Source organism: Agrobacterium sp. 719_389, from assembly GCF_900188475.1.
GTDB classification, from domain to species: Bacteria; Pseudomonadota; Alphaproteobacteria; order Rhizobiales; family Rhizobiaceae; genus Agrobacterium; species Agrobacterium radiobacter.
In genome coordinates, this window is sequence record NZ_FYEM01000004.1 from 325,465 (window position 1) to 344,059 (window position 18,595).

At 58.2% G+C, this 18,595-nt stretch carries 20 protein-coding genes; 17 read left to right on the forward strand and 3 right to left on the reverse strand.

What is annotated here, in order from left to right; all coding sequences use genetic code 11:
- Positions 1–6: 6 nt before the first annotated feature.
- Genes CFB10_RS10365 through dnaQ form a run of 4 tightly spaced genes read left to right on the forward strand, consistent with a single transcriptional unit; the run spans position 7 to position 2,758 of the window.
- Positions 7–606, forward strand: coding sequence for a Maf-like protein (locus CFB10_RS10365; protein WP_026363723.1), 600 nt, complete (start codon positions 7–9; stop codon positions 604–606).
- Positions 599–1,459, forward strand: a complete 861-nt coding sequence (locus tag CFB10_RS10370) for a shikimate dehydrogenase (protein ID WP_020010704.1) — start codon at positions 599–601, stop codon at positions 1,457–1,459. Before CFB10_RS10365 ends, CFB10_RS10370 begins: the two co-directional genes overlap by 8 nt.
- Positions 1,459–2,067, forward strand: coding sequence for a dephospho-CoA kinase (gene coaE, locus CFB10_RS10375; protein WP_003505335.1), 609 nt, complete (start codon positions 1,459–1,461; stop codon positions 2,065–2,067). Before CFB10_RS10370 ends, coaE begins: the two co-directional genes overlap by 1 nt.
- Positions 2,060–2,758, forward strand: a complete 699-nt coding sequence (dnaQ, locus tag CFB10_RS10380; protein WP_020010703.1) for a DNA polymerase III subunit epsilon — start codon at positions 2,060–2,062, stop codon at positions 2,756–2,758. The genes coaE and dnaQ overlap by 8 nt, the downstream gene beginning before the upstream one ends.
- 98 nt (positions 2,759–2,856) lie before the next feature.
- On the opposite strand, the gene secB is transcribed toward dnaQ, so the two are convergent.
- Together secB and CFB10_RS10390 are read right to left on the reverse strand one after the other, a co-directional pair.
- A complete protein-coding gene (gene secB / locus CFB10_RS10385; RefSeq protein WP_004444254.1) occupies positions 2,857–3,339 on the reverse strand; it encodes a protein-export chaperone SecB in 483 nt (160 codons plus the stop codon).
- A 102-nt stretch (positions 3,340–3,441) separates the two neighbouring features.
- Positions 3,442–3,990 carry an FxsA family protein gene (locus CFB10_RS10390; protein ID WP_020010702.1) on the reverse strand — a complete coding sequence of 183 codons (549 nt, stop codon included), beginning with the start codon at positions 3,988–3,990 and terminating at the stop codon, positions 3,442–3,444.
- Between the two features lie 140 nt (positions 3,991–4,130).
- Here CFB10_RS10390 and CFB10_RS10395 point away from each other — a divergent pair, with 140 nt between their 5' ends.
- The 5 genes from CFB10_RS10395 to gyrB all read left to right on the forward strand — a co-directional run bounded on the left by CFB10_RS10395 (position 4,131) and on the right by gyrB (position 9,458).
- Complete coding sequence (locus CFB10_RS10395; RefSeq protein ID WP_020010701.1) at positions 4,131–4,829, forward strand: Tim44/TimA family putative adaptor protein; 699 nt, start codon at positions 4,131–4,133, stop codon at positions 4,827–4,829.
- Positions 4,826–5,935, forward strand: a complete 1,110-nt coding sequence (locus tag CFB10_RS10400; protein ID WP_020010700.1) for a murein transglycosylase A — start codon at positions 4,826–4,828, stop codon at positions 5,933–5,935. Before CFB10_RS10395 ends, CFB10_RS10400 begins: the two co-directional genes overlap by 4 nt.
- Positions 5,935–6,504, forward strand: a complete 570-nt coding sequence (locus CFB10_RS10405; protein ID WP_003505344.1) for a Smr/MutS family protein — start codon at positions 5,935–5,937, stop codon at positions 6,502–6,504. The genes CFB10_RS10400 and CFB10_RS10405 overlap by 1 nt, the downstream gene beginning before the upstream one ends.
- Positions 6,501–6,866: a helix-turn-helix domain-containing protein gene (locus CFB10_RS10410; protein WP_003505345.1), complete on the forward strand. Its 366-nt coding sequence runs from the start codon at positions 6,501–6,503 to the stop codon at positions 6,864–6,866. Before CFB10_RS10405 ends, CFB10_RS10410 begins: the two co-directional genes overlap by 4 nt.
- A gap of 156 nt (positions 6,867–7,022) precedes the next feature.
- A complete protein-coding gene (gene gyrB / locus CFB10_RS10415) occupies positions 7,023–9,458 on the forward strand; it encodes a DNA topoisomerase (ATP-hydrolyzing) subunit B (protein ID WP_020010699.1) in 2,436 nt (811 codons plus the stop codon).
- A 105-nt stretch (positions 9,459–9,563) separates the two neighbouring features.
- On the opposite strand, the gene CFB10_RS10420 is transcribed toward gyrB, so the two are convergent.
- Entirely contained in the window at positions 9,564–10,166 is a 603-nt protein-coding gene (locus CFB10_RS10420) for a nitroreductase family protein (RefSeq protein WP_020010698.1), read from the reverse strand.
- 128 nt (positions 10,167–10,294) lie between these two features.
- On the opposite strand from CFB10_RS10420, the gene CFB10_RS10425 reads away from it, so the two are divergent.
- The 8 genes from CFB10_RS10425 to CFB10_RS10460 all read left to right on the forward strand — a co-directional run bounded on the left by CFB10_RS10425 (position 10,295) and on the right by CFB10_RS10460 (position 18,550).
- Positions 10,295–11,137, forward strand: coding sequence for a fumarylacetoacetate hydrolase family protein (locus CFB10_RS10425; protein WP_020010697.1), 843 nt, complete (start codon positions 10,295–10,297; stop codon positions 11,135–11,137).
- A 124-nt stretch (positions 11,138–11,261) separates the two neighbouring features.
- Positions 11,262–12,494, forward strand: a complete 1,233-nt coding sequence (locus CFB10_RS10430) for a polyhydroxyalkanoate depolymerase (protein WP_026363722.1) — start codon at positions 11,262–11,264, stop codon at positions 12,492–12,494.
- A gap of 68 nt (positions 12,495–12,562) precedes the next feature.
- Positions 12,563–13,330, forward strand: a complete 768-nt coding sequence (locus tag CFB10_RS10435) for a M48 family metallopeptidase (RefSeq protein ID WP_020010695.1) — start codon at positions 12,563–12,565, stop codon at positions 13,328–13,330.
- Positions 13,331–13,432: 102 nt separating this feature from the next.
- Positions 13,433–14,095, forward strand: coding sequence for a phosphoribosylanthranilate isomerase (locus CFB10_RS10440; RefSeq protein WP_020010694.1), 663 nt, complete (start codon positions 13,433–13,435; stop codon positions 14,093–14,095).
- Between the two features lies 1 nt (position 14,096).
- Positions 14,097–15,317: a tryptophan synthase subunit beta gene (gene trpB / locus CFB10_RS10445; protein WP_026363721.1), complete on the forward strand. Its 1,221-nt coding sequence runs from the start codon at positions 14,097–14,099 to the stop codon at positions 15,315–15,317.
- Positions 15,318–15,321: 4 nt separating this feature from the next.
- Entirely contained in the window at positions 15,322–16,161 is an 840-nt protein-coding gene (gene trpA / locus CFB10_RS10450) for a tryptophan synthase subunit alpha (RefSeq protein ID WP_026363720.1), read from the forward strand.
- Between the two features lie 27 nt (positions 16,162–16,188).
- Complete coding sequence (accD, locus tag CFB10_RS10455; protein WP_026363719.1) at positions 16,189–17,085, forward strand: acetyl-CoA carboxylase, carboxyltransferase subunit beta; 897 nt, start codon at positions 16,189–16,191, stop codon at positions 17,083–17,085.
- 85 nt (positions 17,086–17,170) lie between these two features.
- Positions 17,171–18,550 (forward strand): folylpolyglutamate synthase/dihydrofolate synthase family protein, encoded by a 1,380-nt coding sequence (locus tag CFB10_RS10460; protein ID WP_020010690.1) that lies wholly within the window; start codon positions 17,171–17,173, stop codon positions 18,548–18,550.
- The last annotated feature ends 45 nt before the right edge of the window (positions 18,551–18,595 follow it).

An 18,595-nucleotide genomic window follows, 5' to 3' on the forward strand; every position in this document is an offset into this window, starting at 1 on the left:
CAGTCGATGAAACAAGAGTTGATCCTCGCCTCGTCCAGCGCATCCCGTCAGATGCTGATGCGCAATGCGGGGCTGACATTTTCGGCAATTCCGGCCGATATTGACGAGCGTGCGCTCGATGAACAGCTGGAACGAGACGGCGCCAGCCCGGAAGAGGTTGCACTGGAACTTGCCAAGGCCAAGGCTCTTGCGGTCGGCGCGCTCCATCCGGAAGCACTGGTTCTCGGCTGCGACCAGACCATGGCGCTTGGTGCCCGTGTCTATCACAAGCCAAAAACCATGACGGAGGCCAAGGCGCATCTGCTCTCATTATCCGGCAAGGTGCATCGCCTTAACAGCGCTGCCGTTCTCGTCCGACATGGCGAGGTGGTGTGGCAGACGGTTTCCAGCGCCGAGCTAGGCGTTCGAACATTAAGTGCAGAATTTGTCTCCCGTCACCTGCAACGGGTGGGCGAAAAGGCCTTGAGCAGTGTCGGTGCCTACCAGCTTGAGGGAGAGGGAATCCAGCTATTCACCTCAATCGAGGGCGATTATTTCACCATTCTAGGTCTGCCGCTTCTGCCGCTTTTATCGAAACTGCGCGACATGGATGTCATCGATGGCTGATTCACGTGAAACATTAACCATAAATGCCTTCGTTGTCGGTTACCCGATCAAGCATTCGCGGTCGCCTATTATCCATTCTTACTGGTTGAAGAAATTCGGGATTGCCGGTTCGTATAAGGCCGTTGAAGTCTCTCCTGATGATTTCACGAATTTCATTGCAGTGCTGAAGGAAGGCAAGCCGGGCGCACCCATCGGCGGCAATGTCACTATTCCCCATAAGGAAGCGGCCTATCGGCTGGCAGATAAACCCGATGCTCTGGCGGAAGAACTCGGTGCCGCCAACACTGTCTGGATGGAGGAGGGCAGTCTTCGTGCTACCAATACGGATGGTTACGGTTTCGTCGCCAATCTCGACGAGCGTCATCCGGGCTGGGACAAGACCGAGCGGGCGGTGGTTTTGGGTGCCGGCGGCGCAAGCCGGGCAGTCATTCAGTCCCTGCGTGATCGCGGTATTGCCGAGATCCACGTCCTCAATCGTACCGTCGAACGTGCGCGTGAACTGGCCGACCGTTTTGGACCGCGGGTCTTTTCCCATCCCCAGGCAGCGCTTCATGAGGTTATGCAGGGCGCTGGGCTTTTCGTGAACACGACATCGCTCGGCATGGATGGAACAGAAGCGCCGCGTCTTGATTTTTCGCCGCTGGCCGCCCAGGCCGTCGTGACCGATATCGTCTATGTGCCTTTAAAGACCCCGATCCTGAAAATGGCGCAAGAGCAGGGCTTTGCGACAGTCGACGGACTAGGCATGTTGCTTCATCAGGCAAAACCCGGTTTCAGGCGATGGTTCGGCAAAATGCCTGAGGTCGATGAAACCCTGCGTTCTCTCATCATCAAGGACATGGAGAAACATTGATGATCGTCATCGGTCTCACCGGCTCGATTGGAATGGGGAAAACGACGACCGCCAAGCTGTTCGCGGGGGAAGGGGTTCCGGTTCTCGATTCGGATGAGGTCGTGCATGGGCTATACCGGACCGAAGCCGCTCCGCTGATTGAGGCAGCCTTTCCGGGTACCACCGTTTCCGGTGTAGTGGACAGGCAGAAACTCGGCGATGTCTTGCGGGAGAATCCGGCTAATTTTGGTAGACTGGAAGAGATCGTGCATCCGCTGGTGCGCAAGAGGCAGGAAGCCTTTCTGGCGGCGGCAAGGAAAGACGATCGGCAATTCGCCCTCCTCGATATTCCCCTGCTGTTCGAAACCGGTGCGGAAAGCCGCGTCGATAAAGTCGTGGTGGTAAGTTGTGCGCCGGAGATTCAGCGAGAGCGGGTTTTGTCCCGACCCGGCATGACGGAAGAGAAATTCGAAATGATCCTCGCGCGACAGACGCCCGATGCGGAGAAGCGCCGGCGCGCCGATTTTATCGTCGATTCCGGAAGTGGTGTCGAAGCAGCACGGGATCAGGTAAGAGAGATATTGCAGAAACTGGCCGCTGAGTCGCGCCGCGGAGAGATGAATGCGTGAGATCATTTTCGATACGGAAACCACGGGCCTTGAATCGAAGCTGGACCGTGTGATTGAAATCGGCGGTATCGAGCTGATCAACCACTTTCCTACCGGCCGCACGCTGCATCTCTATATCAGCCCGGAAGATCGCAAGGTTCATCCCGACGCGCTTGCCGTTCACGGCATTACCGACGAGTTTCTGAAAGACAAACCGAAATTCGCCGAAGTCGTCGACCAGATTCGCGACTTCTTCGATGGTGCGCGCTGGGTGGCGCACAATGCCACATTCGACATGGGTTTCATCAACGCGGAATTCGCACGCCTCGGCATCGAACCGGTGTCCGCCGAGCTGGTGACGGACACGCTTTCGCTTGCCCGCCGCAAGCACCCCATGGGGCCGAACTCGCTGGATGCGCTTTGCCGGCGTTACGGTATCGATAATTCCCACCGTACCAAGCACGGCGCGCTTCTCGACTCCGAACTGCTGGCCGAAGTCTATATTGAAATGATCGGCGGACGTCAGACGGCGCTCGGTTTCGGTTCCGCCGCCAAGCAGGAAACTATTGTCATCGAGGACGATGTGCCGCTTGAGCCGCTGCAACGGCCGAGCCCCTTGCCCTCAAGACTGGATGCGGAAACGGTCGCGGCCCATGGCAAGCTCGTTCTCGGCATGGGCGACAAGGCAATCTGGAACCGCTACCAGAATTGACGCCTGCTGAGGCGTTGAAATGGTACTCTGGCCAAAGAAAAACCCGGGCGAAGAACCCGGGTTTTGTTTTATCTGCAATGCAGGACGTTGGGCGCCGCTTAGTTCGGTACAGCCTGAACCTGGGCCTTGGCCTGTTCTTCGGCAACGCGCTGCGCAAACATCTGCGCGAAATCGATCGGGTCGATCATCAGCGGCGGGAAGCCGCCATTGCGGGTGACGTCGGCGATGATCTGGCGGGCGAAGGGGAACAGCAGCCGCGGGCACTCGATGAAGAGTACCGGCAGCATATGTTCCTGCGGGAAGCCGGCAATGCGGAACACGCCGCCATAAACCAGCTCGGCCGCAAACAGGACCTTGTCGCCATCCTTGGCTTCCGCATTCAGTGTCAGGACAACGTCGAAATCCGAGCCGGAGATCGGGTTTGCGTTGACATTGACATTGATGTTGATCGAAGGCGCATTCTCACGGGCCTGAAGCGAACGGGGAGCACCCGGATTTTCGAAGGAAAGATCCTTGATGTACTGGGCAAGAATGTTGAGGGAAGGACTTACTGCGCCCTGTGCACCATTTTCAGCGGTCATTACGTTTCCTCACGGCGTGAATTCGTGGAAGGCGGTCTATCATTTCGACCGGGGGCTTACAACCCTTCGTGATCGGGTCATGGTGATCCATTCCGCCCGGGATCAGGGTTTGGGCAGGTCGCGATCATCAGGTTTGCGCGACCATGGGGAACCCTTTGGCTCCTCGCGGTGAAACTCCTCTTCATCAAGATCCACCACCTTCGAATTGCCGGCATGTCCCGGACCATTACGAAAGCCGGAAAAATCACCGGGCTGAGGACCGGCTTGCTGGCCGGGCCGCCTAAACGAACCCGCAACGACGACCCGCGGTCCGAAGGCTTTCCAGAAAAAACGCCGTACGACCGGCGACAGAAGCAGAAGGCCGAGAATGTCGGTAATGAAGCCGGGAATGATAAGCAGGATCCCGGCAACGACGCGCATGGCTCCATTCACCAGCTCATCCGCCGGCTGCGCGCCGGTACGGCCCGCATCCTGAAGGTTTCTCACCATGCCGATGCCGCCGAGACGCAGGATCAGGAGCCCCAGAAACGACGTGAACAGGACAAGCGCCAATGTCAGCCACAAGCCGATCGCTTTACCGACGATAATGAAGCCGGCAATTTCGAGAATGGGCATCATCAGGATGACGATGGGGAGAAAGGAAAAACGCATCTTCTAGCCTTGCGTGTGCATCTCTGGCAGATTGCCGGTTCCCGGGACACCGATGATTGAATCTGCACATTTGAATGATGATAAGATGCAGACTATATGATGGTGAGGTTTTCGAATTTAAATGGCGGTTTTGGTAAAAGATGGGCTTTAGCGACTTTATCACATTGTTTTTTCTCGTTGCAGCGGTGCTGATCTTCTTTCAGTTGCGCAGTGTCCTTGGCCGCCGCACGGGCAATGAGAAGCCGCCATTCGACCCCTATAGCCCGCGAAATGTGGCAAAGGGGCCCGTTGCAGACGATAACAAGGTCGTGACCTTGCCGAAACGCACCGAGGCAGATGATGAGAACCGCTTTGCCGAGGCGGATGCGCTGGCGCCCGTCGATACGCCGCTCAACGCATCGTTGCGTGAGGTGATGACCAGGGACCCGTCCTTCGGTCCCAAGGAATTCCTGAACGGCGCTCGCATGGCTTATGAAATGATCGTCATGGGTTTTGCCGATGGGGATCGCAAGACGCTCAAGAACCTTCTGTCGAAGGAGGTTTTCGATGGTTTCGAAGCGGCGATTTCCGAGCGTGAAGGTCGTGGCGAGGTGGTGAAGTCCACCTTCGTGGGCATCGAGAAAGCAGATATTACCCAGGCCGGTGTGCGCGATTCCGAAGTGCAGATCACGTTGAGGATCATCAGCCAGCTGATTTCGGCGACCTATGACAAGGATGGCAAGCTGGTGGATGGCGATCCGGATGCGGTAGCGGAGGTGGATGATATCTGGACCTTCTCGCGCGATATCCGCTCGCGTGATCCGAACTGGAAGCTGATCGCCACCGAATCCGAGCAATGACCGCACCTTTTTCGATCGAGGAAGTTTCTTTCAGCGACCTGCCCGGATGGCGGCAAGACGATCCGGGCAAGCTTTTTCCGGCGATGGCGACAATCCTGTCGCACCTTAGGAACGCAAAACCCTACAGGACCGGCGCGCTCGGGGTCACGGCAGCGGAACTGGTTTCGCTTCTGGATAGTGCGGAGAAAAACCCAGCAAACAGTCCGGAGCAGGCGCGCCGATTTTTCGAAACCAATTGCGTGCCTTTCAGGATTTCTTCGGCTCCGGGAAAAAGCGGTTTCGTAACCGCCTTTTACGAACCCGAACTGGAAGTGTCATCTGAACCCGACGACATCTGGCGTTATCCGATTTACCGCCGGCCGCCAGAACTGGTGGATATCGACGATACCAATCGGCCTGCCGGTTTCGATCCTTCCTATGCTTTCGGCAGGGCGGGTAAGGACGGTATCTCCTATTATCCCGACCGCCAGGCGATCGATGAAGGGCTTCTGGAGGGCAGGGGCCTTGAGATTGCCTGGGCGAGATCGAAGGTCGACCTGTTTTTCGTCCATGTGCAGGGGGCGGCACGTCTGGTTTTTCCTGACGGCGCGGTAAAGCGCATTACCTATGCGGCCAAGGCCGGGCATGCTTTTTCCCCGATTGGCCGTCTGCTTCTCGATCGCGGAGAACTTGATCCGAAAACCGTGTCAATGCAGACGATCCGCAAATGGCTCGCTGACCATCCCGACAAGGTGGATGGAGTGCTATGGCATAACCGCTCCTATATTTTTTTCCGGGAGGCGGATGTCGTAGATCAGGATATGGGGCCGATCGCCGCCGCAAAGGTGCCGCTTGTCGCCGGGCGCGCGCTTGCAGTGGACAGGCTCATCCACACGTTCGGGCTTCCCTTCTTTATCCATTCACCGTCGCTAACTCATCTCGATGACGGAAAACCTTTTGCGCGGCTTATGCTGGCGCTCGATACGGGTTCAGCCATTGTCGGCCCGGCCCGTGGCGATATCTTCACCGGCTCCGGTTTCGAAGCAGGAGAGCTTGCCGGTACGGTGCGCAATGAGGCCGACTTTTATATACTGATACCGCGGGTTGCTGCGGAGAGGTATCGGTGATGAAGAGCAGTCGCAAGCTCGGCAAGGAAGAACGCATTCTGTGGGGAAAGGTCGCAAAAACCACGCGGCCGATCTCCGGCAGACTGGAAGATTTGCTGGCTTTCGAGGACATGGAGGAGCCTCTGGTTGAACCCGAGGTTTCCCAGACCGGCAAAAGCAGCTTTCCGCGCATGCTTGCAGAGCCGGCCGAGCCGCCATCAGCGGCTCCGGACAAAAAGCCGAAAATTCATCAGCCGATGGAAAAACCGGTCAAGCGCAAGCTCACCCGTGGCCGGCTACCGCTGGAAGGGCGGATCGATCTGCACGGTATGTTCCAGAGCGAAGCCCATGCGGTGCTGCTTGATTTTCTGTTGCGCGCGCATGAACGTGGTCTCAGGCATGTGCTCGTCATAACGGGCAAGGGTCGTTCCATTGGTAGCGATGGCGCGTTGAAAAGGGCGGTGCCCATGTGGTTTTCCAAACCGGAATACCGCCACCTGATTTCATCCTATGAGGATGCATCCGCCAATCACGGCGGCGACGGCGCTCTTTATGTGCGGCTGGCGCGTCGGCGGGGTGAAAAGTCATGACGCCCTTTGCGGAGGCAGTGCGGCAGCTTCGTGAACGCAAGGGCGTGACGCAGAAACAAATGGCCGCCGCTATCGGCGTGTCGCCGGCTTATCTTTCGGCGCTCGAGCATGGCAAGCGTGGAAAGCCGAGCTTCGATCTGCTGCAGCGCATCGCCGGATATTTCAACATCATCTGGGACGAGGCGGAGGAATTGTTCTTTCTGGCCGGCTCGTCCGACCCGAAAGTGGTGATCGACACCGTCGGCCTGCCGCCGCAATATACGGCTTTCGCCAACCGTCTCGCACGGGATATTCGCAAGCTGCCGCCGAGTGTGGTAGAGGAACTGTCAGCCTTGCTGCAAAAAAGCCGTTCTTGCGATTGAAACCCCTCTATCCCCTGCTTTATTCAGCATCCTGAAGCATGCGGCCTTTGGGATTGGGTGTAGAATTTCTATAGTCGCATGTCGGATTTGAGTGATTCGCTGGCTTCAGGCCTTCTCACTGGAAACCTGGCCAGGAAAACTTTGGAAAGAGTACTTATGACCGAAACATCGTCAAGCGAAGTCGGCGCGAATGCGGAATATGGAGCCGATTCGATCAAGGTTCTCAAGGGCCTTGATGCCGTGCGCAAACGGCCCGGCATGTATATCGGCGATACCGATGACGGTTCCGGCCTGCATCACATGGTCTATGAAGTCGTCGACAACGCCATCGATGAGGCTCTCGCCGGTCATGCCGATCTGGTGACGGTGACGCTGAACGCCGATGGCTCCGTGACGGTGACGGATAACGGACGCGGCATTCCGACCGACATCCATTCTTCCGAAGGCGTTTCTGCCGCCGAAGTCATCATGACCCAGCTGCATGCTGGCGGTAAATTCGACCAGAACTCCTATAAGGTTTCGGGCGGCCTGCATGGTGTGGGCGTGTCGGTGGTCAATGCGCTTTCCGTCTGGCTGAAGCTCAGAATCCGCCGCAATGGCAAGCTGCATGAAATCGGCTTCACCCATGGCGTTGCCGATGCGCCGCTTTCCGTCATTGGCGAATATGAAGGCCGCTCGGGCACGGAAGTCACATTCCTCGCGAGCCCGCAAACCTTCACCATGACGGACTATGATTATGGAACGCTGGAGCATCGCCTGCGCGAGCTCGCATTCCTGAATTCCGGCGTGCGCATCCTGCTCACCGACAAGCGCCATTCTGATATCAAGCAGGAAGAGCTTCTGTATGATGGCGGCCTCGAAGCCTTCGTCCGTTATCTCGACCGCGCCAAGAAGCCGCTGGTGGACAAGCCTGTCGCCATCAAGGGCGAAAAGGACGGCATTACGGTTGAGGTCGCGCTCTGGTGGAACGACAGTTACCACGAGAATGTGCTTTGTTTTACCAACAACATTCCCCAGCGCGACGGCGGCACCCATATGGCCGGTTTCCGCGCGGCGTTGACCCGTCAGGTCACCTCCTATGCCGAAACTTCCGGCATCCTGAAAAAGGAAAAGGTAAGCCTGCAGGGTGAGGACTGCCGCGAAGGTCTGACGGCCATTCTTTCTGTCAAGGTTCCCGACCCCAAGTTTTCCTCGCAGACGAAAGACAAGCTCGTTTCGTCTGAAGTGCGCCCGGTCGTGGAAAGCCTCGTCAATGAAGCGCTCTCCACCTGGCTGGAAGAACATCCGTCCGACGCGAGAATCCTCGTCGGCAAGGTGGTGGAAGCGGCGGTCGCCCGCGAAGCCGCCCGCAAGGCGCGCGAACTGACGCGCCGCAAGGGTGCGCTCGATATCGCTTCTCTGCCCGGCAAGCTTGCCGACTGCTCCGAGCGCGATCCGGCGAAATCCGAACTTTTCCTCGTTGAGGGTGACTCCGCTGGCGGTTCGGCCAAGCAGGGCCGCTCACGCGAAACCCAGGCGATCCTGCCGCTGCGAGGCAAGATCCTCAATGTCGAACGCGCCCGTTTCGACAAGATGCTGTCCAGCCAGGAAATCGGCACGCTGATCACGGCACTTGGCACGTCCATCGGCAAGGACGAATTCAACGCCGACAAGCTGCGTTACCACAAGATCATCATCATGACGGATGCTGACGTCGACGGCGCTCACATCCGTACCCTGCTCTTGACTTTCTTCTTCCGGCAGATGCCGGAACTGATCGAGCGCGGCCATCTCTATATCGCCCAGCCGCCGCTTTATAAGGTCACGCGTGGCAAATCCGTGCAGTACCTCAAGGATGAAAAGGCGCTGGAAGAGTACCTCATCTCCATGGGTATCGAGGAAGCATCGCTGACCCTCGGCTCTGGCGAAGTGCGTGTCGGCGCCGATCTTCGCGAAGTCATTCTGGATGCGGTGCGCATGCGCTCCCTGATCGACGGGCTGCATTCGCGTTACAGCCGCTCGATCGTGGAACAGGCCGCCATTGCCGGCGCGCTGAACCCCGAGCTTTCGGCCAATGCCGCCCGGGCTGAAGAAACCGTTGCCGAAGTGGCGCGGCGTCTCGACATGATTGCGGAAGAGACCGAACGCGGCTGGTCCGGCACGGTGCTGGATGATGGCGGCCTGCGCTTCGAGCGTATGGTTCGCGGCGTCAAGGAAGTTTCGACGCTGGATATGGGTCTCATCGGTTCGGCCGATGCCCGTCATATCGATCAGCTCGCAGCCCGCACGCGCGACATCTACGTGACGCCGCCGGTTCTGCAACGCAAGGACGGCACCATGGAACTGCCAGGCCCCCGTGCGCTTCTGGATGCGATTTTCGCCGCCGGCCGCAAGGGTCTTTCCATGCAGCGTTACAAGGGCCTCGGCGAAATGAATGCCGAGCAGCTTTGGGAAACGACGCTTGATGCCAACGTCCGCTCGCTTCTGCAGGTCAAGGTCAACGATGCGACCGATGCCGACGGCCTGTTTGCCCGCCTGATGGGTGACGAAGTGGAGCCGCGCCGCGACTTTATCCAGGAAAATGCGCTGAGCGTTGCAAACCTCGACATTTAACCTTGTGGAGCGTTTCGCGTAACGATTCACGTGAAACGAAACTTTAACAAAAGGCCCGGCGGAAATTGACCGCCGGGCCTTTTGTTCTGTGCGGACAAGCTGAAATCAGTCGGTCTTGCCCGTGAAGCGTCCTTCAAAAGCCACGTCTGAAAGCGGCAGACGCTTGCTCGGTACTTCCCGTTCCGCCAGATCGTCAGGAAGAACGGACTTGTCGGTCAACGTGCCGATGGCGACCCCGGCCTCCACCTTGTAGCCTTCTGGAATATTCAACCTCTCAACGATCTGGTCTTTCAAGATGCCGGCCATGCCGTGAGCGTGGTAACCGAGCAGATGCGCCTGCATGGCAAGCGAAAACCAGGCCGCACCGGCATCGAAGGAATGGGTCGCGGATGGTTTTTTCTCACCGTCGCGCGAGATGTTATGGTCGCGGGAAATGACGAAGAGCAGCACAGAGGCGTTTTTAGCCCAGCGCTGGTTTCCCTCCACCAGCAGTTCCACGAAAAGCGGCCAGTCTTCGCTGTCCTTGTGCGCATAGACAAACCGCCATGGCTGATAGTTGGAGGCGGAAGGCGCCCAGTGCGCCGCATCCAGAATGGTTAGCAGATGCTCATGCGGCATGGCGCCGCCGTCGAAGGCGCGCGGAGACCAGCGATCGAGAAAGAGGGGATCGACGGGATATTCGGATTGCCGGGAATTGCTGTTCGTCACGGGCTATGTCCTTTTGATTGCCGGGAGGGAAAAGGTATTTTTCGAAACTTGGCGTAGTCAAGGGGTGACAAGTATGAATGCATCGTTCATATATGCATCACCTTGTCTGACAACCGGGAGAGAGTTCCATGAAATTGATGCGTGTTGGCCAGCCCGGCCAGGAAAAACCTGCAATCCTCGACGCGGAAGGAAAAGTCCGCGATCTGTCCGCCCATGTGAAAGATATCGGCGGCGACGCCATTTCTCCCGAGGGCCTCAAAAAGATCGCCGCGATCGATCTGAGCACGCTTCCGGTCCTGAATGAAGATCGCATCGGCGCCTGCGTTGCGGGAACCGGAAAATTCATCTGCATCGGCCTCAATTTCTCCGACCATGCCGCCGAAACGGGTGCCACCGTACCGCCGGAACCGGTCATTTTCATGAAGGCGACCTCGGCCATCGTCGGTCCGAATGACAACGTCACTATTCCGCGCGGTTCTGAAAAGACCGACTGGGAAGTCGAGCTCGGCGTTGTTATCGGCAAGACCGCCAAATATGTCTCGGAAGCCGATGCTCTCGACTACGTTGCCGGCTATTGCGTTTCGCACGATGTTTCCGAACGCGCCTTCCAGACGGAGCGTGCCGGCCAGTGGACCAAGGGCAAGTCCTGCGACACCTTTGGCCCCATCGGCCCCTGGCTGGTAACGAAAGAGGAAATTACTGACCCGCAGAACCTCGGCATGTGGCTGAAGGTGAACGGCCAGACCATGCAGAACGGCTCCAGCAAGACCATGGTGTACGGCGTTGCCCACGTTGTCTCCTATCTCAGCCAGTTCATGTCGCTGCATCCCGGCGATGTCATTTCCACCGGCACCCCTCCCGGCGTCGGCATGGGCCTGAAGCCGCCGCGTTACCTGAAGGCTGGTGATGTCGTGGAACTCGGTATCGAGGGTCTCGGTTCCCAGAAGCAGACCTTCGTCGCCGACATCTGATCGCCACAGCGTTCAACGGAAAGTGAGGCGCTGGCGGGAAACCGCCGGCGCCTTCGATTTTGTGCACCTGCGAAAAGCTGCTATGGTTGAAAAAAAGAGCGTGATCGCGAGGGAGGCGTCATCAGTGTTCTACCACCTCTATGAAATGAACCATGCGGCCATGGCGCCGCTGCGTGCCGGTGCCGATATGATGCGCCAGGCCTGCAACAATCCTATGAACCCGCTTTCCAGCACGGCTTTCGGAAGAAGCCTCGATGCCGGCTTCGAGGTTTTCGAACGCCTGACGCGCCGTTATGTCAAGCCGGAATTCGGCCTTGCCACGACTATTGTCGATGGCGAGACCGTCGACGTTGCCGCAGAGACCGTCTGGTCGCGTCCGTTCTGCAATCTCGTTCATTTCAAAAAAGAAATCGATCCTGCCCGCCGGCCCGAGCCGAAGGTGCTGCTGGTTGCGCCGATGTCCGGCCATTATGCCACATTGCTGCGCGGCACCGTGGAGGCCTTGCTGCCTTCGGCAGATATTTACATTACCGATTGGGTCGATGCCCGCATGGTGCCGGTGAGTGATGGGACCTTCGATCTCGACGATTACATCAGTTATGTCACCGAGATGCTGCGCGAGATAGGTCCGGGGGCGCATGTGGTCGCCGTCTGTCAACCGTCCGTGCCTGTTCTGGCCGCCGTTTCGCTTATGGAGGCCGATGGCGATAAATTTGCACCGGCATCCATGACGCTGATGGGCGGTCCGATCGATACGCGCATCAATCCCACAGCCGTCAATGGTCTCGCCACGGCGAAGCCAATCGAATGGTTCCGCGACAATGTCGTCATGCAGGTGCCGTGGCCGCAGCCCGCCTTCGGCCGCAATGTCTATCCCGGCTTTCTGCAACTCTCCGGTTTCATGTCGATGAACGTCGACAAGCACATGACGGCGCATAAGGATTTTTACCTCAACCTCGTCAAGAATGACGGCGATTCCGCCGAAAAGCACCGCGAATTTTACGATGAATATCTTGCTGTCATGGATCTGACGGCGGAGTTCTATCTGCAGACGGTGGAAACGGTCTTCATCGACCATGCGCTCCCGAAAGGAAAGATGCAGCATCGGGGCAGGGCGGTCGATCCCGCCGCCATTCGCAATGTTGCATTGTTCACTGTGGAAGGGGAGAATGACGATATTTCGGGCGTCGGCCAGACAAAGGCCGCCCATGATCTTTGCAGTAACCTCCCCGAAAACAAGCGCGCCCACTACATGCAGCCTGATGTCGGCCACTATGGCGTCTTCAACGGTTCGCGTTTCCGCAAGGAAATCGTGCCGCGCATGCTGGATTTCATCCGCAAGCATCAGACTGCCTAGGGTAAGATGGCGGGTGGTGCCGCGCATTTGCGTGGCCAACGGACGGACGAATCGGCTATGAAGGGTCCATGTTTTCGCTCCTCAGAAAATCCCTGAAGTCACCGGCGCCAAAGAAGGTTGCTCCGAGCCAGCGCACCGTCGCAGTGGCGGGCCGGCAGGTGCCGATCACGGTCAGGGAAAATCCGCGGGCCACGCGCATCACCTTGCGCATCGAACCGGGCGGTCGGGCGCTGAAACTGACGATCCCCATGGGCCTGCATCACCGCCAGGTGGATGATTTTCTCGAGAGGCATCAGGGCTGGCTGGAAGGCAAGCTTTTGAAGTTCAGCCCCGATGACGGTTTGCGTCCAGGCGCTACCATCGATATCAGGGGCATATCCCACCGCATTGACCATACCGGCAGCCTGCGAGGGCTGACACATATCGCGAAAGACATCGATGGTGTCTCCGTTCTGAAAGTCAGCGGCGCGCCGGAACATCTGAGACGACGCATCGCGACATTCCTGAAAAAGGAAGCGAAGGCCGATCTCGAACGGCTTGTCGCCGTTCATGCCAGCGCTGCCGGCCGGCCGGTGCGGTCCATCAGCATGAAGGATACACGCAGCCGCTGGGGCTCCTGTTCCCATGATGGAAATTTGAGCTTTTCCTGGCGTATCGTCATGGCCCCGGAACAGGTCATTGATTATCTCGCCGCCCATGAGGTCGCGCATCTAAGCGAAATGAACCACGGTCCGAAATTCTGGGCCTTGTGTGAAAAACTGTGCCCGCACACCAATGAGGCCAAGGACTGGCTGAAACGCCACGGTTCCAAACTTCACGCCATCGATTTCGATTGAAACCTGCGGCACGGATCGCCATCTGGATTCACGTGAAACATTCCATCGGGAATGGATGCGATTTGGCTCGACTCTTGTCGCATTTCATGTCAGGTCGCGGGTATGAAACCGGATATCAAGATTTGCGGATTGAAGACACCGGAAGCGCTGGACCGTGCCGTCAGGCGCGGTGCGTCCCATGTCGGTTTTATTTTCTTTGAAAAAAGCCCGCGCAACGTCGAGCCCGATATTGCCGGCAGGCTGGCGCAAGCCGCCCGTGGCGCCGCCAAGGTGGTCGCGGTCACCGTTGATGCCGATAATGATTATCTCGATGAAATCGTTGATCTCGTAAGACCGGATATCCTGCAGATGCACGGCAGTGAAAGCCCGGAACGGCTGCTGAACATCAAGGCGCTTTATGGCCTGCCTGTCATGAAAGCGATTTCCATTCGCGATGCCGCTGATCTTGCCAAAATCGACCCTTATATTGGAATAGCCGATCGTTTTCTGCTGGATGCCAAGGCGCCGGCGGGCTCCGACCTGCCGGGCGGTAATGGCGTCTCGTTCGACTGGACCATTCTGCGCTCACTTGACGGAAGTATCGATTACATGCTTTCCGGAGGGTTGAACAAGGACAATGTCACCGAGGCTCTGGCGGAAACCAAGGCAAGCGGACTAGATTTGTCGTCCGGTGTCGAAAGTGCGCCGGGCGTCAAGGATCTGTCCATGATCGACGCATTTTTTGACGTGGTGAATGATTGGTCGAAAGGCCCAAAGGGAGCTTGAAGTGAACGACGCGCCAACACCCAATTCTTTTCGTGCTGGTCCCGATGAGGACGGCCGTTTCGGCATTTACGGAGGTCGCTTCGTTGCCGAAACGCTGATGCCGCTCATTCTGGATTTGCAGGCGGAATGGGACAAGGCCAAGACCGATCCCACGTTTCAGGCGGAACTCAAACATCTCGGCGCGCACTATACCGGTCGCCCGAGCCCGCTTTATTTCGCCGAGCGCCTGACGGCGGAACTCGGTGGCGCGAAGATCTATTTCAAGCGCGAAGAGCTGAACCACACCGGCTCGCACAAGATCAACAATTGTCTCGGCCAGATTCTGCTTGCCAAGCGCATGGGTAAGACCCGCATCATCGCGGAAACCGGCGCCGGCCAGCACGGCGTTGCCTCCGCCACGGTTGCCGCGCGCTTCGGCCTGCCCTGCGTCGTTTACATGGGCGCGACGGATGTTGCCCGTCAGGCCCCAAACGTCTTCCGCATGAAGCTTCTGGGCGCTGAGGTGAAGCCGGTCACGGCCGGTCATGGCACGCTCAAGGACGCCATGAACGAGGCTCTGCGTGACTGGGTCACCAATGTCGAGGATACCTATTATCTGATCGGCACCGCGGCTGGCCCGCATCCCTATCCGGAAATGGTTCGCGATTTCCAGGCGGTCATCGGTGAGGAAGCCAAGGCGCAGATGCTGGAGGCGGAAGGCCGTCTGCCGGATCTGGTCGTGGCGGCCGTGGGCGGTGGATCGAACGCCATCGGCATCTTCCATCCTTTCCTCGATGACAAGAATGTCCGCATCGTCGGTGTCGAAGCCGGCGGCAAGGGTCTTTCGGGTGACGAGCATTGCGCTTCCATCACCGCCGGTTCGCCGGGCGTGCTGCACGGCAACCGCACCTATCTGCTGCAGGATGACGACGGCCAGATCAAGGAAGGCCATTCCATTTCCGCAGGTCTCGACTATCCCGGCATCGGGCCTGAACATTCCTGGCTGAACGATATCGGCCGCGTGGAATATGTGCCGATCATGGACCATGAGGCGCTGGACGCCTTCCAGATGCTCACCCGCCTTGAAGGCATCATTCCGGCTCTGGAGCCGAGCCACGCTTTGGCCGAGGTCATCAAGCGCGCCCCGAGGATGGGCAAGGATGAAATCATCCTGATGAACCTTTCCGGCCGTGGCGACAAGGATGTCCACACCGTCAGCAAGTTCCTTGGAATGGATGTATAAGATCATGACTGCACGTATGGACAAGCGCTTCGCCGATCTGCGCGCTGAAAATCGCCCGGCCCTGATTACCTATTTCATGGGCGGCGACCCGGATTTCCAGACCTCGCTCGGCATCATGAAAGCGCTGCCGGAAGCCGGTGCTGACATCATCGAACTCGGCATACCTTTTTCTGACCCAATGGCGGATGGTCCGGCGATCCAGCTGGCAGGCCAGCGCGCGCTGAAGGGTGGCCAGACCCTGAAGACCACGCTCGATCTCGCCCGCGAGTTCCGCAGGCAAGACGATGCAACGCCGATCGTGATGATGGGCTATTATAATCCGATCTATATCTATGGCGTCGAAAAGTTTCTGGAAGACGCGCTGGCGGCTGGCATTGATGGCCTGATCGTGGTCGATCTTCCGCCGGAAATGGACGATGAACTCTGCATACCGGCGCTTGCGCGCGGCATCAACTTCATCCGTCTGGCGACGCCGACTACGGATGGCAAGCGTCTGCCGACTGTCCTTAAAAATACCTCAGGTTTCGTTTATTACGTCTCGATGAACGGCATTACCGGTTCGGCGCTTCCCGATCCCTCGTTGATCTCCGGCGCTGTCGGTCGTATCAAGGCGCATACGGAACTGCCGGTCTGTGTCGGTTTTGGTGTCAAGACGGCCGATCATGCAAAAGCGATCGGTGCGGTGGCAGATGGCGTCGTGGTCGGTTCGGCCATTGTCAACCAGATTGCGGGCAGCCTGACCAGGGACGGGCAGGCGACCGCCGATACCGTGCCGGCCGTTACGACGCTGGTAAAAGGACTTTCAACGGGCGTGCGTGCGTCGCGCCTTGCCGCTGCGGAATAAGCGCGCGGCCCAGTCAGGAGTAGACAGTTGAACTGGATCACTAATTACGTTCGGCCGCGGATCAATTCCATGCTTGGCCGCCGCCCGGAGGTTCCGGAGAACCTGTGGATCAAGTGCCCGGAAACGGGCGAAATGGTCTTCCACAAGGATCTGGAAGACAACAAGTGGGTCATCCCGGCTTCGGGTTACCATATGAAGATGCCGGCCAAGGCGCGCCTTGCCGATCTTTTCGACGGCGGCGTCTACGAGGCGCTTCCGCAGCCGAAGGTGGCGCAGGACCCTCTGAAATTCCGCGATTCCAAGAAATACACCGACCGTTTGCGTGACAGCCGCACGAAGACCGAGCAGGAAGACACGATCCTTGCAGGTGTCGGCCACTTGAAGGGCCTGAAGATCGTTGCCGTCGTGCATGAATTCCAGTTCATGGGCGGTTCGCTCGGCATTGCTGCCGGCGAAGCCATCGTCAAGGCCTTCGAGCGTGCGATTTCCGAGCGTTGCCCGCTCGTCATGTTCCCGGCCTCCGGCGGCGCGCGCATGCAGGAAGGCATTCTTTCGCTGATGCAGCTGCCGCGCACCACCGTTGCAGTGAACATGCTGAAAGAGGCCGGCATGCCCTACATCGTGGTTCTGACGAACCCGACGACGGGCGGTGTTACGGCGTCCTATGCCATGCTGGGTGACGTGCATATTGCCGAACCGGGCGCCGAAATCTGCTTTGCAGGCAAGCGTGTCATCGAGCAGACCATCCGTGAAAAGCTGCCGGAAGGCTTCCAGACCTCGGAATACCTGCTGGAACACGGCATGGTGGATATGGTCGTCGACCGCCGCGAAATCCCGGACACCTTGGCCAATCTGCTCAAGATCATGACCAAGGCGCCCGCTGATAACGCAAACGCTGTCGTACCGCTGGCCGCTTCGGCCTGAGGAAAAAAATATGTCGCCCGGAGGCATAAACTGCCTTCGGGATGATGCTATACGTTGCATGATTTCATTTTGGTGCGGCGGACAAATGGCAAGCAAAACGCCTGAAAGGCGAACGGAAGACATGACGAAGCCCGCGATCGGTGAGGCCGAAAAGATCATTGAAGAGCTGATGCAGCTCCACCCCAAGGGGTTTGATCTTTCACTCGACAGAATTTCCCGTCTTCTTGAAAAACTCGGCAATCCCCAGAACAGAATGCCGCCGGTGATCCATGTGGCCGGCACCAATGGCAAGGGTTCGGTCACGGCCTTCTGCCGCGCCCTGCTGGAGGCGGCAGGACTTTCCGTCCACGTTCATACCTCGCCGCACCTCGTGAACTGGCATGAGCGGTATCGTATCGGCGTGGCCGGCGATAAAGGTCGTTATGTTGAAGACGAGATCTTTGCGAACGCGCTGCGCCGCATTGAAACTGCCAATGCTGGTCAGATGATAACGGTTTTCGAAATTCTGACTGCGGCGATGTTCGTGCTTTTTGCGGAACAGCCCGCCGATGCCGCCGTCGTGGAGGTTGGCTTAGGCGGTCGATTCGATGCAACCAATGTAATCAACAACCCAGCCGTCTCCGTCATCATGCCGATCTCGCTAGATCATCAGGCCTATCTCGGTGACCGAGTGGAGCTGATCGCCGCCGAAAAGGCCGGCATCATGAAAAAGGGTTCGCACGTCGTCATTGGTCATCAGGAATATGATGCGGCGCTCGAAACGCTGGTCGCCACGGCGGAACGGCTCGGTTGCCCGGTATCCGTCTACGGGCAGGATTTTTCCGCCCATGAAGAATTCGGCCGCATGGTCTATCAGGATGAATTCGGTCTGGCCGATGCGCCGCTGCCGCGGCTTCCCGGCCGTCACCAGCTTGCCAATGCCGCCGCCGCGATCCGCGCCGTCAAGGCCGCCGGTTTCGAGGTGACGGAACGGATGATCGAAAAGGCCATGACCACAGTGGAATGGCCAGGTCGTCTGCAGCGTATCCTGTCCGGAAAAATTGCTGAAATGGCCCCGAAAGATGCGGAAATCTGGGTCGACGGCGGTCATAACCCCGGTGCGGGCGAGGTCATCGCCGAGGCCATGGCTGGCTTTGAGGAAAAGACGGCACGCCCGCTGTTCATCATTGCAGGTATGATCAACACCAAGGATCCGGTAGGTTACTTCAAGGCCTTCGCAGATATTGCCGAATATGTCTTCACCGTGCCGATCGGCGGCACGGATGCGGCGATCGACCCCGTGGTACTTGCCCATGCCGCCTTCGATGCTGGCCTCGTGGCAGCGCCAACATCGTCTCTCACGCATGCCTTGGAGGAGCTGTCGCGCCGCTTCGATCCCGAGGGACCAGCACCGCGCATCCTGATCGGCGGCTCGCTTTACCTTGCGGGCAATGCGCTTGCCCTGAACGGCACGGTTCCCCAATAAAAAAGCCCGGCATCTCTGCCGGGCCTTTTTTCATTCCATTGATAT